We start from the raw sequence: 12981 nt of genomic DNA, 5'->3' as shown, positions 1-12981 counted from the left end.
CCCACGTCGGCCAAAGGGCGCGAGCTTAGTGCGGAGGGGCGATCCACGCGACGCAATTACGCCCTCACGGAACGGAACCACCCTCCGTCGGGTAGACACACCAGCAGGTACAGACACGTCATTGGGTATGTGCGCGGACAATTCGTGCGCAGCGCCGAGGAGCCCTGGAGATGAGCGACCCGTCACCACCACCGGCCTGGTCTCCCCGCGACCCCGACACCCCCGCCACGGGAACGCCGGCGAACGCGAAGAAGCCGAAAGGCCCGGACAGGGCAGGGAAGAAGCCCCAGCGGAAGCGCACCGGCCTGCGCCGCCTGATCCCCACCTGGCGCATGTTCCTCGGCGCTTTCCTGCTGTTCGCCCTGCTCGTCATCGGCGCCCTCACCGCCGGCTACCTCCTGGTCGACATCCCGCCCGCCAACGCCGCCGCCACCGCCCAGTCCAACGTGTACCTGTACGCCGACGGTTCACCACTCGCCCGCGACGGCGAGGTCAACCGCCAGAACGTCGCCCTCTCCGAAGTCCCCCGGACCGTACAGCGCGCCGTACTCGCCGCCGAGGACCGCGACTTCCACTCCGAACGCGCCGTCGACCCCGCCGCGATGCTCCGCGCCGCCTGGAACACCGCCACCGGCAAGGGCGTCCAGTCCGGCTCCACCATCACCCAGCAGTACGTCAAGAACTACTACCTGGGCCAGGAACAGACCATCACGCGCAAGGCCAAGGAGTTCTTCATCGCCATCAAGCTCGGCCGGGAGAAGTCCAAGGACTACATCCTGGAGGGCTACCTCAACACCAGCTACTTCGGCCGCAACGCCTACGGCATCCAGGCCGCCGCCCAGGCCTACTACGGCAAGGACGCGAACCGGCTCACCACCACCGAGGGCGCCTACCTCGCCACCCTCCTCAACTCCCCCAGCGCCTTCGACGTCGTCACCCACCCGCAGAGCCGGGACCGGGCCGTGGCCCGCTGGAACTACGTACTCGACGGCATGGTCAAGAAGGACTGGCTGAGCCCGGCCGAGCGCGCCGGCGCCCGCTTCCCCGAACCCGAGAAGGTCCGCCCCGCCTCCGGCCTGTCCGGCCAGCGCGGCTACCTCGTCGAAGCCGTCAAGGACCACCTCACCGCCCACGGCATCCTCGACGAGAAAACCCTCGCCGAAGGCGGCTACCGGATCACGACCACCATCGACAAGCGCCGCGAGACCGCGCTCGTGAACGCCGTCGAGGAGCAGCTCGTCAGCCGCCTCGACCCGCAGACCCGCGGGGCCGACCGCCTCGTCCGGGCCGGCAGCGCCTCCATCGACCCGGCGACCGGCGAGGTCGTCGCCCTCTACGGCGGCATCGACTACACCCGGCAGTACGTCAACAACGCCACCCGGCACGACTACCAGGTCGCGTCCACCTTCAAGCCGTTCGTCTTCGCCTCGGCCGCCGAGAACGGCTCCCGCACCCAGGACGGCCGCCGCATCACCCCGGACACCTTCTACAACGGCGACAACAAACGCCCCGTCACCGGGAGCCGGACCCCCTACGCACCCGAGAACGAGGGCCAGGTCTCCTACGGCCCCATCACCGTCAGCACCGCCACCGACCTCTCCGTCAACGCCGTCTTCGCGCAGATGGTCGTCGACGTCGGCACGCTCAAGGTCAAGGACACCGCCGTCGCCCTGGGCATCCCGGCCGACACCCCCAACTTCGACCTCGGCCCGGCCATGGCCCTGGGCACCCTGCAGGCCTCCGTCCTCGACATGACCCAGGCCTACGCCACCCTCGCCGACCACGGCCGGTACACCCCGTACACCCTCGTCAAGAAGATCACCAAACGCGGGGACAGCATCCCGCTGCCCCCGCGGCAGCCCCGCCAGGCCATCAGCCGGGAAGCCGCCGACACCACCACCTCGATGCTGGTCAGCGTCGTCGACAACGGCACGGGCACGGCGGCACTGGCAGCCGGACGGCCGGCCGCCGGCAAGACCGGCACCGGCGAACTCGACCGCTCCGCGTGGTTCGCGGCGTACACCCCGGACCTGGTGACGGTGGTCGCCATCATGGGCCAGGACCCCGACACCGGCACCCTGGAGTCCCTCTACGGCGCCCTCGGCCAGAACCGCATCAGCGGCGGCGGCTACCCCGCCCGGATCTGGGCGGCGTACACCCGCGACGCCCTGGAGGGCTCGGAACCGGCCGAATTCGACCTCGAACTCCAGCCGGACGCGTACCGGCCGGTGCCCCCGCCGCAGCCCTTCCCGCCGACCGGGCCGGCCTCCGAACCACCCCGCACCGGCCGCCCGCCGAACGGCACCCGCCCCCCGGCCCCGGACCGCCCGACCCCGAGCCTGCCGGACGGCCAGGACCAGGGTGGACAGACGGACGGCGGCCAGGACCAGGACGGGCAGGACAACGGCGGCCAGAACCAGGGAGGCCAGGACAACGGCGGGCCCACGAACGGCGGCCAGACGGAGGGTGGTGAGACCCAAGGCGGCCAGACGAACGGCGGACCGACGGACGAAGGCGGGACCGACGGCGGAGGCACCAGCTCCGGCCCGGCCGATCAGTGACCTGAGGTCGCCTTCAAACCCACCACCGCGACCAGCAGCAGACAGATGAAGAAGATCCGGGCGGCGGTCACCGGCTCACCGAGCACCACCATCCCCAGCACCGCCGCACCGGCCGCACCGATGCCGACCCACACCCCGTAGGCCGTACCGATCGGCAGCGACTTGGCCGCGTACGACAGCAGCACCATGCTGGCGACGATCCCCGCACCCGTGAACACGCTCGGCCACAGCCGCGTGAACCCCTCGGTGAACTTCATGCCGATCGACCAGCCCACCTCGAGCAGACCGGCGAGCAGAAGCAGAACCCAGGCCATGACAGGCACCTCCGGAACGAGTACGGAACGGGGGTGCGTCGTCTTGTCGTACCCGGTACGGCGCGTCTCGTCGGGGTTCTCCCCCACCGTAGCAAAGGGCACGCGAAAGGGCCGGTGACCCCGGTCACCGGCCCTCTCGGAGGATCTGGCGGAACTACAGGTAGAGCCCGGTGGAGTCCTTGGACCCCTCCAGCCGCTCCGCGGCCACGGCGTGCAGGTCCCGCTCCCGCATCAGCACGTACGTCATGCCCCGGACCTCGACCTCGGCCCGGTCCTCGGGGTCGTACAGCACCCGGTCGCCGGGCTCCACGGTCCGGACGTTCTGCCCGACGGCGACCACCTCGGCCCAGGCCAGCCGCTTGCCCACCGCCGCGGTCGCGGGAATGAGGATGCCACCGCCCGAGCGGCGCTCACCCTCGGGCGAATCGGACCGTACGAGCACGCGGTCGTGCAGCATGCGGATGGGCAGCTTGTCGTGGGTGGGGTTCTCGCTCACGTCAGTGAACCTACCTGCCCCGGTCAGCCGCGCCTGCGCCGGGCCGACAGGGCGAGCAGCCCGATCACCCCTACGGCGAGCAGCGCGACCGGCACGACCCGCTCCGGGCGGGGCGCGCCGGAGTGGTCGAACAGCCCGCCCTTGACGTCCTCGACCACGCGGTGGACGTGGGCGAAGGCACGGCCGAGGGTGTGGTCCACCTGGGAGACGGCCTTGGCCTTGGCGTCCCCGATGATCGTCTTCGGGTGCATGCGCACACCGATCTCGTCGAGCGTCTCGGCGAGCTGCTCGCGCCGGCGCACGATGTCCGCCTCGATCTGCGCTGGGGTCCTGGCTTCGGGCACCGCGCCGCCTCCGTCGTGGTGTGTGGTCACTGTCCGGTCACTGTCCTGTGAGATCAGTCTGTCAGCTTACGCTCGGGGAGGTACCGATCCCCTCCCGAGGAGACAGTGAGACATGAGCGAGCGACTGCAGCCGGGCGACACCGCACCCGCCTTCACCCTGCCCGACGCGGACGGCAACGAGGTCTCGCTCGCCGACCACCTCGGCCGCAAGGTGATCGTCTACTTCTACCCGGCGGCGCTGACGCCGGGCTGCACCAAGCAGGCGTGCGACTTCACGGACAACCTGGAGGTGCTGGCCACCGCCGGGTACGACGTCATCGGCGTCTCGCCGGACAAGCCGGAGAAGCTGGCGAAGTTCCGCGAGGCGGAGCACCTGAAGGTCACCCTGGTCGGCGACCCGGACAAGGAAGTCCTGGCGGCGTACGGCGCCTTCGGCGAGAAGAAGCTCTACGGCAAGACGGTGACCGGCGTGATCCGCTCCACGGTGATCGTGGACGAGGAGGGCAAGGTCGAGCGCGCCCTCTACAACGTCAAGGCCACCGGCCACGTAGCGAAGATCATCAAGGACCTGGGCATCTGATCCCGCCCCCCTCCTCCGGAGCGGCCCGCACCAACGACCGGTGCGGGCCGCTCCGTTTATCGGACGGAATGCCCCGTAACCGTCCGACTATCGGCCCGTTACTCCATGCGAGGGCCGCACAGGCGGCCGAAACGGAGGGGTGGGCACATGCCGGTCAGCCAGTACACACGGGAACGCCTCGAAGAAGCGGCGCGCACGTCGCGGACGCTGAGCGAGGCGGTCGAAAAGTTGGGCGCAGAGCCCAGCCCCGGCAAACGGCGTTACGTCCGCGACCGGATGAGGAAGCTGGGGTTGGACACATCACATTTCGAGCGGGAGGGGGTGAAGTGGACGAGGGATGTACTGATGGAGGCCGTGGCGGCCTCCGGCAACATGTACGAAGTGCTGCGCCAGCTCGGCCTGGAGGCGGTGGGCGGCCACCACACTCACATCAGCCGCAAGGTGAAGGCATTCGGCATCGACACCAGCCATTTCACCGGCCCCAGCCGGACAGAGCGGATGCACGACAACCGGCGACGGCGTACGGCGGATGAGATCCTCCGCGAGGAGACCTCGGCCATGCCGACCCGCGTGCCAAACTCACGACTGAGGCGCGCGCTCCTCAAAAGCGGCACAGAAGAACGGTGTGCCGAATGCGGCATCGAGGCCGTCTGGTTGGGCGACCCGCTACCCCTGGAGGTCGACCACATCAACGGGGACTGGCGCGACAACCGCAGGGGGAATCTTCGGCTCCTGTGTCCCAATTGCCACTCCACAACGGACACCTACCGCGGTCGCGGCAAGGGGCGGCGACGGTGACGCGAAGGTCATACACACCTGAGGTCCTGGCTGAAGCCGCTGCTCACTGCACCAGCATCGACGAGGTGATCGACTTCCTGGGCATCAAGAGGTACCAGCGGCTCGAAAGCTACTTGGTGGGGAAGTTCGGCAAGTTCGGCATCGACATCTCGCACTTCAACCGCCGGAAGTACGAACGACACGTGAAGCCCGACGCGGCGACCCTGCGTGAGGCTGTGGCAGCTTCACACTCCATGGCGGGAGCACTGCGACGGCTGGGGAAGACCGCGTCCAGCAGCCAGTACGGCGCTCTCGCTCGATGGATCCGCGAGGACGGCCTGACGACCGAGCACTTCCTCGGTCAAGCCCACCAGCGCGGCAGGCCGGGCCCTGTGCCCCGCAAGCCGGCATCGGAGATCCTGGTGAAGCACACTGGGGTGCGGCGGACGGCGACGCGGTTCCTGCGCCGCGCCCTCAAAGATGTGGGCGTGCCGGAGCACTGCGATCGGTGCGGGGTCGCCCCAGAGTGGCGCGGTCACCCCATGACGCTGGAGGTCGACCACATCAACGGCGACTGGAGTGACGACCGGCGTGAAAATCTGCGCCTGTTGTGCCCCAACTGCCATGCGACGACGAGCACCTGGTGCCGGGGAGGACGCCGCAGGACGGTCGCAGGATAGATCGGGGCAGCCGTACACTAGCCACGGCACGTCGGACCAGATGTCCGAATCGACCAATATGTCGCGGTCGTGGCGAAATAGGCGATACGCGCAGGTCTTAGGAACCTGTGGGAGAAATCCCGTGGGGGTTCGAGTCCCCCCGGCCGCACCAACGTGAAGGCCCCGCACGCATCGCGTACGGGGCCTTCCGCGTAAACGGGTGTCAGCCCAGGAGGTCTCGGAGGACCGGGACCATCGCGCGGAAGGCCTGGCCTCGGTGGGAGATGGCGTTCTTCTCGTCCGCCGTCATCTCCGCGCAGGTGCGGGTCTCGCCGGCCGGCTGGAGGATCGGGTCGTAGCCGAAGCCTCGGGTGCCGGACGGCTCGTGGCGGAGGGTGCCGAGGAGACGGCCCTCGACCACGCGTTCCGTGCCGTCGGGGAGGGCCAGGGCGGCGGCGCAGAAGAAGTGGGCGCCGCGGTGGGCTTCGTCGATGTCGCCGAGCTGGGCCAGGAGCAGGTCGAGGTTGGCCTTGTCGTCGCCGTGGCGGCCGGCCCAGCGGGCGGAGAAGATACCGGGGGCGCCGTTGAGGACGTCCACGCAGAGGCCGGAGTCGTCGGCGATGGCAGGCAAGCCGGTGGCCTGCGCCAGGGCGTGCGCCTTGAGGAGGGCGTTCTCGGCGAAGGTGACGCCGGTTTCCTTGACGTCGGGGATCTCCGGGTAGGCGTCCGCGCCGACCAGCTCGTGCGGCAGGCCGGCGTCGGACAGGATGGCCCGGAGTTCGGTGATTTTGCCCGCGTTGCGGGTGGCGAGGATCAGGCGCGTCATGTCACCGATTATCCCGGGACGTCAGGGGGCGTCAGCGGGAGTCAGCCTGCGTCAGGGGGTGCAGACCTTCGAGATCTCGGCGGCGGCGTCGGCGACCGGCTTGACGTCCGGGTTGGGGTTGCCCTGCTCGATGGCGGTGCGGACGTTCTTCACGGCGGCGGTCATGTCGTCGATGGCCTTGCCCAGGTCCGTGTTGTCGGTCTGGTCGCCGATCTTCTTGAGGTTCTGGTCGATCTGGTCCAGGGCGGTCTTGGCGTCCTGGGGGCTGTTGCCCGCGTTGGCGACGGCCTGCGTGAGGTCGTTCGCCGACTCCGTGATGGTCACCGCGGTGTTCGCGCAGTCGAGGGCGGTGGATATCGCGTCGCAGGCCGCGAGACCCGGGACGGTCAGGACCGCGGCCAGGGCCAGGGCGGCTGCGCGGTGGTGCTTCTGCATCGGGACGGTTCCCCTCGATTGCGGGTGCATGCGTGCGTGCGTGTGCGGACGGGCGTACGGCTGTGACACCGTACGCCCGTGCTGTTGGGGACGTCACCCGGCCCCCGGCGGTTGCGTCAGTCCGTCAGGCCGAGCGCGCGGAGCTGGATGGCCTCCAGGTCGGCGCAGCCGCCGGCGGCGAGGTCGAGCAGGGCGTTGAGTTCCTTGCGGTCGAAGGGCTCGCCTTCGGCGGTGCCCTGGACCTCGACGAAGCGGCCGTCGCCGGTGCAGACGACGTTCATGTCGGTCTCGGCGCGGACGTCCTCTTCGTAGCAGAGGTCGAGGAGGGGGACGCCGTCGACGATGCCGACGCTGACGGCGGCGACGGTGCCGGTGAGCGGCTTCCGGCCGGCCTTGATCAGCTTCTTCTGCTGGCCCCAGGCGACGGCGTCGGCGAGGGCGACGTAGGCGCCGGTGATGGCGGCGGTGCGGGTGCCGCCGTCGGCCTGGAGGACGTCGCAGTCGAGGACGATGGTGTTCTCGCCGAGGGCCTTGTAGTCGATGACGGCGCGGAGCGAGCGGCCGATGAGGCGGGAGATCTCGTGGGTGCGGCCGCCGATCTTGCCGCGGACGGATTCGCGGTCGCCGCGGGTGTTGGTGGAGCGGGGCAGCATCGAGTATTCGCTGGTGACCCAGCCTTCGCCGGAGCCCTTGCGCCAGCGCGGGACGCCCTCGGTGAAGGAGGCGGTGCAGAAGACCTTGGTGTCGCCGAAGGAGATGAGGACGGAGCCCTCTGCGTGCTTGCTCCATCCCCGTTCGATGGTGACCGGGCGGAGCTGTTCGGGCGTACGGCCGTCGATGCGAGACATGCTTCCGAGCCTAGCCGGTGCGGGGGGACGCGAAGACCCCGTCCGGGTGGTCCGGGACGGGGTCCGGTGGTGAGCGTGGGGCTCAGGTCACATCATGTCTTCGATCTCGGCGGCGATGGGGTCGGCGTCGGTGCCGATGACGACCTGGATCGCGGTGCCCATCTTCACGACGCCGTGGGCGCCGGCGGCCTTGAGGGCGGCTTCGTCGACGAGGTCGGCGTCGTTGACCTCGGTGCGGAGGCGGGTGATGCAGCCCTCGATCTCTTCGATGTTGTCGAGTCCGCCGAGCGCAGCGACGATCTTCTCAGCCTTGGTGGCCATGTGTTCTCCCTGAGTGCCTGAGGTGCGGGTCCGCTTGCGGTGATCCGCTTCGTCACGGTAACCCACGTTTGGCCCATGTATGCGGGCGGACTTCCGGCTTCTGCCGAATGATGACGATCAGCAGCTCCCTGCCCGCTGCGCGGGTGGTGCTGCCACCGCATCACGACTGGTCTACACCAGTGTGGCGTCACTGCCAAACCGGCCGGTGAGGGAGGACTGATGGGCGCGAGCAGCACCGCCGCGGCACCACGGCAGAGTTGGTGGAGCGGCTTCTTCCAGGGGCTCCAGAAGATGGGGCGCAGTCTGCAGCTGCCGATCGCGGTGCTGCCCGCCGCGGGCATCCTCACCCGGCTCGGGCAGCCGGACGTGTTCGGCGCGGACGGGCTGGACTGGACGGTCGTGGCGCGGGTGATGGCCGGTGCGGGCGGCGCGCTGCTGGATCCGGACCTGGGTCTGCCGCTGCTCTTCTGCATCGGTGTCGCGATCGGCATGGCGAAGAAGGCGGACGGGTCGACGGCGCTGGCGGCGGTGGCCGGGTTCCTGGTGTACCGGGGGGTGTTGCACGCGTTTCCGGAGCCTTGTCCGGCCGGGTCGAAGGCGGTCGGGGGCGGCTGCCTGACGCCGACGGACACCTTCGAGGGGTTCACGTACCAGAATCCGGGGGTGTTCGGCGGGATCATCATGGGTCTGCTGTCCGCCTGGTTCTGGCAGCGCTACCACCGGGTGAAGCTGGTGGACTGGCTGGGGTTCTTCAACGGCCGCCGGCTGGTGCCGATCGTCATGTCCTTCGTCGCGATCGGGTTCGCCGCGGTGTGTCTGTGGGTGTGGCCGGCGGTGGGCGCCGGGCTGGAGAGCTTCTCCGACTGGCTGGTGGGGCTGGGTTCCTGGGGTGCCGGGATCTTCGGGGTGGCGAACCGGGCGCTGCTGGTGATCGGGCTGCACCAGTTCCTGAACGTCCCGGTGTGGTTCCAGTTCGGGTCGTACACGACGCCGGAGGGGAAGACGGTGCACGGTGACATCAACATGTTCCTGAACGGGGATCCGGACGCGGGGATGTTCCTGTCCGGGTTCTTCCCGATCATGATGTTCGCGCTGCCGGCAGCCGCGCTGGCGATCACGCACTGTTCGAAGCCGCAGCGCCGCGCGGAGGTCGGGGGGCTGATGCTGTCGGTCGCGCTGACCTCGTTCGTCACGGGCATCACGGAGCCGCTGGAGTACTCCTTCCTGTTCGTGGCGCCGGCGCTGTACGTGGTGCACGCGGTGCTGACGGGTGTGTCGATGGCGGTGACGTGGGCGCTGGGGGTGCACGACGGGTTCAGTTTCTCGGCGGGTCTGATCGACTACGTCATCAACTGGGGTCTGGCGACGAAGCCGTGGCTGATCATTCCGATCGGGTTGTGTTTCGCGGTCGTCTATTACGTGGTGTTCCGGTTCGCGATCACGAGGTTCGACCTCGCGACGCCGGGGCGGGAGTCGGACGAGGAGATCGCGGCGATGCAGGCGGACACGACGAAGGCGTAGCCGACCGCACCGGGCATGCCCCCTCCGCGCCCCGTCCCGCCCCACCCCGCCCCTCCCCGCTCCTCCCCGCTCCTCCCTTTCCAGGCCCTCGGACCTGCGGTCCGGGGGCCTTCGGCTGTGTCGCCGAGGGGCGCGGAGGCGGGCATTCCGGGCTCTTTATCCCGCCGCGACGAGTGTGGCGTAGACCACAGGAAAACGAAGGTTCCTTATCTAACGCCGACCGTGCTACAACTGGTCTACACCACGCATTGGTGTAGACCACGGCAGCCGCTTCCGAGCTCGCTCCGTGCCACCGTTCCGAGACGTCGCCGTCCCCGCGTGTGTCCTCCGGCGGCGCCTTGCCCCTCCCCCAGCCTCCGGCCGGGGGGACCCCCAGGAGGAAGTTGTGACCACGGCCAGCGCTGCCCCGGCGGCGGCGAAGAAGAAGGGTGCCGGGGCGATGGCGGTCATGCAGCGCATCGGCCGGAGCCTGATGCTCCCCGTTGCGGTGCTGCCCGCCGCCGCCCTCCTCGTCCGCCTCGGCGACAAGGACATGCTCGGATCGGCCTCGCTGCCCGAGTTCATCAACAAGATCGCCGGCTATATGACCGCGGGCGGCGGAGCGATCCTCGACAACATGGCGCTGCTGTTCGCCGTCGGCATCGCGATCGGCTTCGCCAAGAAGTCCGACGGGTCCACGGCGCTCGCCGCCGTGACCGGCTACCTGGTCTTCAAGAGCGTGCTCGGCACGTTCACCGACTCCAACCTGCCCAAGATCGCGAAGGTCGTCGACGGCAAGGTGGCCATGGTCGAGGCCCCGGTCGACGCCAAGGTCCTCGGCGGCGTGGTCATGGGCATCGTGGTCGCCCTGCTCTACCAGCGCTTCTACCGCACCAAGCTGCCCGAGTGGGCGGGCTTCTTCGGCGGCCGCCGCCTGGTCCCGATCCTGTCGGCCTTCGCCGGTCTGGTCATCGGCATCGTCTTCGGCCTGATCTGGCCGGTCCTCGGCAAGGGCCTGCACGGCCTCGGTGAGTGGCTGGTCGGCTCCGGCGCCGTCGGCGCGGGCATCTTCGGTGTCGCCAACCGCGGTCTGATCCCGGTCGGCATGCACCACCTGCTGAACTCCTTCCCGTGGCTGCAGGCCGGCGAGTACAACGGCAAGAGCGGCGACATCGCCCGCTTCCTGGCCGGTGACCCGAGCGCCGGCCAGTTCATGACCGGCTTCTTCCCGATCATGATGTTCGCCCTCCCCGCCGCCTGCCTCGCGATCGTCCACTGCGCCCGCCCCGAGCGCCGCAAGGTCGTCGGCGGCATGATGTTCTCCCTCGCGCTCACCTCCTTCGTCACCGGCGTGACCGAGCCGATCGAGTTCACCTTCATGTTCATCGCCCCGGTCCTGTACGCGGTGCACGCGGTGCTGACCGGTGTCTCCATGGCGCTGACCTGGGCGCTCGGCATGAAGGACGGATTCGGCTTCTCGGCCGGCGCCATCGACTACGCGCTGAACTTCGGCAAGGCGACCAACCCGCTGGGCCTGGCCTTGGTCGGCCTCTGCTTCGCCGTCCTCTACTACGCGGTGTTCCGCTTCGCGATCACCAAGTGGAACCTCCCGACGCCGGGCCGCGAGTCCGACGAGGAGCTGGCCGAGCTGCAGAAGGCCGAGGCCAAGTAGCACCTCGGGCCGGATCCCGGCCCCTGCCCCCGGCCCCGGGCTTCCCTGGCCCCGGGGCAACGGCGAAGCCCCCGCTCTCCCTTCCGGAGGGCGGGGGCTTCGCCGTTCCCGTCAGCCCTCCGCCGTCACGGGGCCGTGGCCGTGGCCGTCCGGACGCGGTGCTCGCGCCAGAACGACGTGAGGTCGGTGGACGTCGCCGCCTGCGCCGCGCGCTGGAAGTCGGCGGTCGTGGAGACCCCGTACCAGTGGTCGCGCGCGTAGCCCTTGAGCATGGCGGCCATCGCCGGGGCGCCCAGCACCTTCTCCAGGTCGTGCAGTACGCACGCGCCGTTGACGTAGATGAAGCGGCTCCAGCCCCGGCCGTAGGCGGCCCAGTAACCCATCGAGTTGGTGACGGCCTGGGTGTCGTCCTCCCAGCCGGGCATCTCCGCGCACGATTCGCCGTGGTCGCCCACGAGCAGCTCGGCGGAGTAGGAGGCGAACGCCTCGTCCAGCCAGGGCGATGCGTACTCGTCGTTGCCGACGATCCCGTACCACCACTGGTGGGCCAGCTCGTGGAGGATGCCGCTGCTGTCCTCCTCCGTCCAGACCAGGACCAGGCCGGGGAACTCCATGCTGCCGATGGGCGCGAACCCGTTGCTCAGCACCGCGTCGACCTCACCGTGGGGGTAGCGGCCGAACCGCTTCCCGAGCTCGTCGACGGCGCGGAGCGCCTCGGCGCGGGCGGCCGTCACGCCGGCGTCCGGGGTGCCGTCCGTCCACCAGGAACGCACCGTGACGCCGCCCGGCGAGGTCGCCACGGCGCCGCGGAACGGGCCGGCCGCCCAGGCGAAGTCACGCACCTGGCGGGCGGTGCTGGTGGTGACGGTGCGTCCGGGGGCGCCGGGCCGGGTGGTGGTGGTGCCGGTCGCGGGGACCTTCAGCGCGGACGGGTGGTCGAGGGTGACCCGGAAGTCGGAGGCCAGCGTGTAGTAGCTCTCGCCGATGCCGACGTCGGGGTCCAGGTGCCAGCCCCGCGCGTCCCGGACGGCGAGCACCGGCAGGGCGTTGCCGAGGTAGCGGTGGGCGCCGTCGCGGCCGAAGCGGTGCAGCCGGTCGGGGACGGTGATCGAGAGGTCGAAGCCGACCGTGGCCCGGCCTCCGGGCGGCAGTGGGGCGGGCAATGCGATCCGGACCGCGGTGCAGCCGACCGACGGGGCGCCCGGGGCGCCTCCGGTCACCCGGCTGATCCGGACCGGGGAGGGTGCCTGCGGCGTTCCGCAGCCGTCGGTGCCGTTCCCCCACAGGCGGACGTAGACCTCGCGCAGCGGCTCGGCGGAGCGGTTGCCGAAGGTCACCGTCTCGTGGCCGGTCCAGCGGGTGCCGGTGTCGTCCGCGCGCAGGTCCACGCGGTAGGCGGGCCGGGAGGGGGCGGCCTGTTCGGTACCGCGCCCGGTGCCGGGCGTGGTGCCGCTCCCGGAGTCCGCGGAGGCCGGGGAGCCGAGCCCCGTGACGCCTAAGAGTGCCGCGAGCGCTGTGCCCGCGATCCTGTTCCTGATCCGGATCCGTCGCATGGTCCGCCCCCGTGGTCGTGGTCGTCGGCTGGTGCGCCGCCGACGCTACGGGAGTGCCACGGTCCTGCCCATAGTCCCGTGCGATCCCAACTCGG

Annotated in this window: 14 protein-coding genes, 1 tRNA gene and 1 riboswitch; of the genes, 7 read left to right on the top strand and 8 right to left on the bottom strand. The window is 70.0% G+C overall.

Annotated elements, in window-relative coordinates:
• The first annotated feature begins 170 nt into the window (after positions 1 to 170).
• Positions 171 to 2561, top strand: coding sequence for a transglycosylase domain-containing protein (locus ACGFQ9_RS18660; RefSeq protein ID WP_393574891.1), 2391 nt, complete (start codon positions 171 to 173; stop codon positions 2559 to 2561).
• On the opposite strand, the gene ACGFQ9_RS18655 is transcribed toward ACGFQ9_RS18660, so the two are convergent.
• The 3 genes from ACGFQ9_RS18655 to ACGFQ9_RS18645 form a co-directional block, all read right to left on the bottom strand.
• Complete coding sequence (locus tag ACGFQ9_RS18655) at positions 2555 to 2875, bottom strand: DMT family transporter (protein WP_393574890.1); 321 nt, start codon at positions 2873 to 2875, stop codon at positions 2555 to 2557. The two genes, ACGFQ9_RS18660 and ACGFQ9_RS18655, sit on opposite strands and share 7 nt — an antisense overlap.
• A gap of 32 nt (positions 2876 to 2907) precedes the next feature.
• Positions 2908 to 2979, bottom strand: a riboswitch (guanidine-III (ykkC-III) riboswitch).
• A gap of 50 nt (positions 2980 to 3029) precedes the next feature.
• Positions 3030 to 3371: a GroES family chaperonin gene (locus tag ACGFQ9_RS18650; protein WP_393574888.1), complete on the bottom strand. Its 342-nt coding sequence runs from the start codon at positions 3369 to 3371 to the stop codon at positions 3030 to 3032.
• Positions 3372 to 3394: 23 nt separating this feature from the next.
• Positions 3395 to 3715, bottom strand: a complete 321-nt coding sequence (locus ACGFQ9_RS18645) for a DUF3618 domain-containing protein (protein ID WP_393574887.1) — start codon at positions 3713 to 3715, stop codon at positions 3395 to 3397.
• A 112-nt stretch (positions 3716 to 3827) separates the two neighbouring features.
• Here ACGFQ9_RS18645 and bcp point away from each other — a divergent pair, with 112 nt between their 5' ends.
• The 4 genes from bcp to ACGFQ9_RS18625 all read left to right on the top strand — a co-directional run bounded on the left by bcp (position 3828) and on the right by ACGFQ9_RS18625 (position 5903).
• Entirely contained in the window at positions 3828 to 4295 is a 468-nt protein-coding gene (bcp, locus tag ACGFQ9_RS18640; protein WP_393574885.1) for a thioredoxin-dependent thiol peroxidase, read from the top strand.
• Between the two features lie 147 nt (positions 4296 to 4442).
• On the top strand, positions 4443 to 5093 hold the full coding sequence (locus ACGFQ9_RS18635; RefSeq protein ID WP_393574884.1) for an HNH endonuclease signature motif containing protein: 651 nt from the start codon (positions 4443 to 4445) through the stop codon (positions 5091 to 5093).
• Between the two features lie 56 nt (positions 5094 to 5149).
• Positions 5150 to 5752, top strand: coding sequence for an HNH endonuclease signature motif containing protein (locus ACGFQ9_RS18630; RefSeq protein WP_393575363.1), 603 nt, complete (start codon positions 5150 to 5152; stop codon positions 5750 to 5752).
• A 63-nt stretch (positions 5753 to 5815) separates the two neighbouring features.
• Positions 5816 to 5903, top strand: a tRNA-Leu gene (locus ACGFQ9_RS18625).
• 51 nt (positions 5904 to 5954) lie between these two features.
• Here the strand turns inward: ACGFQ9_RS18625 and rdgB are convergent.
• The 4 genes from rdgB to ACGFQ9_RS18605 all read right to left on the bottom strand — a co-directional run bounded on the left by rdgB (position 5955) and on the right by ACGFQ9_RS18605 (position 8227).
• Complete coding sequence (gene rdgB, locus ACGFQ9_RS18620; RefSeq protein WP_393574882.1) at positions 5955 to 6557, bottom strand: RdgB/HAM1 family non-canonical purine NTP pyrophosphatase; 603 nt, start codon at positions 6555 to 6557, stop codon at positions 5955 to 5957.
• Positions 6558 to 6608: 51 nt separating this feature from the next.
• Positions 6609 to 6992 (bottom strand): hypothetical protein, encoded by a 384-nt coding sequence (locus ACGFQ9_RS18615; RefSeq protein ID WP_393574880.1) that lies wholly within the window; start codon positions 6990 to 6992, stop codon positions 6609 to 6611.
• 116 nt (positions 6993 to 7108) lie between these two features.
• Positions 7109 to 7840 (bottom strand): ribonuclease PH, encoded by a 732-nt coding sequence (gene rph / locus ACGFQ9_RS18610; protein ID WP_393574879.1) that lies wholly within the window; start codon positions 7838 to 7840, stop codon positions 7109 to 7111.
• A gap of 87 nt (positions 7841 to 7927) precedes the next feature.
• Entirely contained in the window at positions 7928 to 8227 is a 300-nt protein-coding gene (locus ACGFQ9_RS18605) for a glucose PTS transporter subunit EIIB (RefSeq protein WP_393574877.1), read from the bottom strand.
• 153 nt (positions 8228 to 8380) lie between these two features.
• Between ACGFQ9_RS18605 and ACGFQ9_RS18600 the strand changes: the two genes are divergently transcribed.
• Together ACGFQ9_RS18600 and ACGFQ9_RS18595 are read left to right on the top strand one after the other, a co-directional pair.
• Complete coding sequence (locus ACGFQ9_RS18600) at positions 8381 to 9682, top strand: PTS transporter subunit EIIC (protein WP_393574876.1); 1302 nt, start codon at positions 8381 to 8383, stop codon at positions 9680 to 9682.
• A 385-nt stretch (positions 9683 to 10067) separates the two neighbouring features.
• A complete protein-coding gene (locus tag ACGFQ9_RS18595; protein ID WP_393574875.1) occupies positions 10068 to 11333 on the top strand; it encodes a PTS transporter subunit EIIC in 1266 nt (421 codons plus the stop codon).
• Positions 11334 to 11458: 125 nt separating this feature from the next.
• Here ACGFQ9_RS18595 and ACGFQ9_RS18590 read toward each other — a convergent pair whose 3' ends face one another.
• Positions 11459 to 12886, bottom strand: coding sequence for a M1 family metallopeptidase (locus tag ACGFQ9_RS18590; RefSeq protein ID WP_393574873.1), 1428 nt, complete (start codon positions 12884 to 12886; stop codon positions 11459 to 11461).
• Positions 12887 to 12981: the final 95 nt, after the last annotated feature.

This window comes from Streptomyces sp. NPDC048603, assembly GCF_043199475.1.
In the GTDB taxonomy this organism is placed as follows: Bacteria; Actinomycetota; Actinomycetes; order Streptomycetales; family Streptomycetaceae; genus Streptomyces.
The sequence above is the reverse complement of the archived record's forward strand: the minus strand, read 5'-3'. Positions and strand labels throughout refer to the sequence as shown.

What these genes read in the sequence shown, in the direction of transcription:
- ACGFQ9_RS18660 (WP_393574891.1), top strand. Translation starts at nt 171, where the DNA reads ATGAGCGACCCGTCACCACCACCGGCCTGGTCTCCCCGCGACCCCGAC.
- ACGFQ9_RS18655 (WP_393574890.1), bottom strand. Translation starts at nt 2,875, where the DNA reads ATGGCCTGGGTTCTGCTTCTGCTCGCCGGTCTGCTCGAGGTGGGCTGG.
- bcp (WP_393574885.1), top strand. Translation starts at nt 3,828, where the DNA reads ATGAGCGAGCGACTGCAGCCGGGCGACACCGCACCCGCCTTCACCCTG.
- ACGFQ9_RS18635 (WP_393574884.1), top strand. Translation starts at nt 4,443, where the DNA reads ATGCCGGTCAGCCAGTACACACGGGAACGCCTCGAAGAAGCGGCGCGC.
- rdgB (WP_393574882.1), bottom strand. Translation starts at nt 6,557, where the DNA reads ATGACGCGCCTGATCCTCGCCACCCGCAACGCGGGCAAAATCACCGAA.
- ACGFQ9_RS18615 (WP_393574880.1), bottom strand. Translation starts at nt 6,992, where the DNA reads ATGCAGAAGCACCACCGCGCAGCCGCCCTGGCCCTGGCCGCGGTCCTG.
- rph (WP_393574879.1), bottom strand. Translation starts at nt 7,840, where the DNA reads ATGTCTCGCATCGACGGCCGTACGCCCGAACAGCTCCGCCCGGTCACC.
- ACGFQ9_RS18600 (WP_393574876.1), top strand. Translation starts at nt 8,381, where the DNA reads ATGGGCGCGAGCAGCACCGCCGCGGCACCACGGCAGAGTTGGTGGAGC.
- ACGFQ9_RS18590 (WP_393574873.1), bottom strand. Translation starts at nt 12,886, where the DNA reads ATGCGACGGATCCGGATCAGGAACAGGATCGCGGGCACAGCGCTCGCG.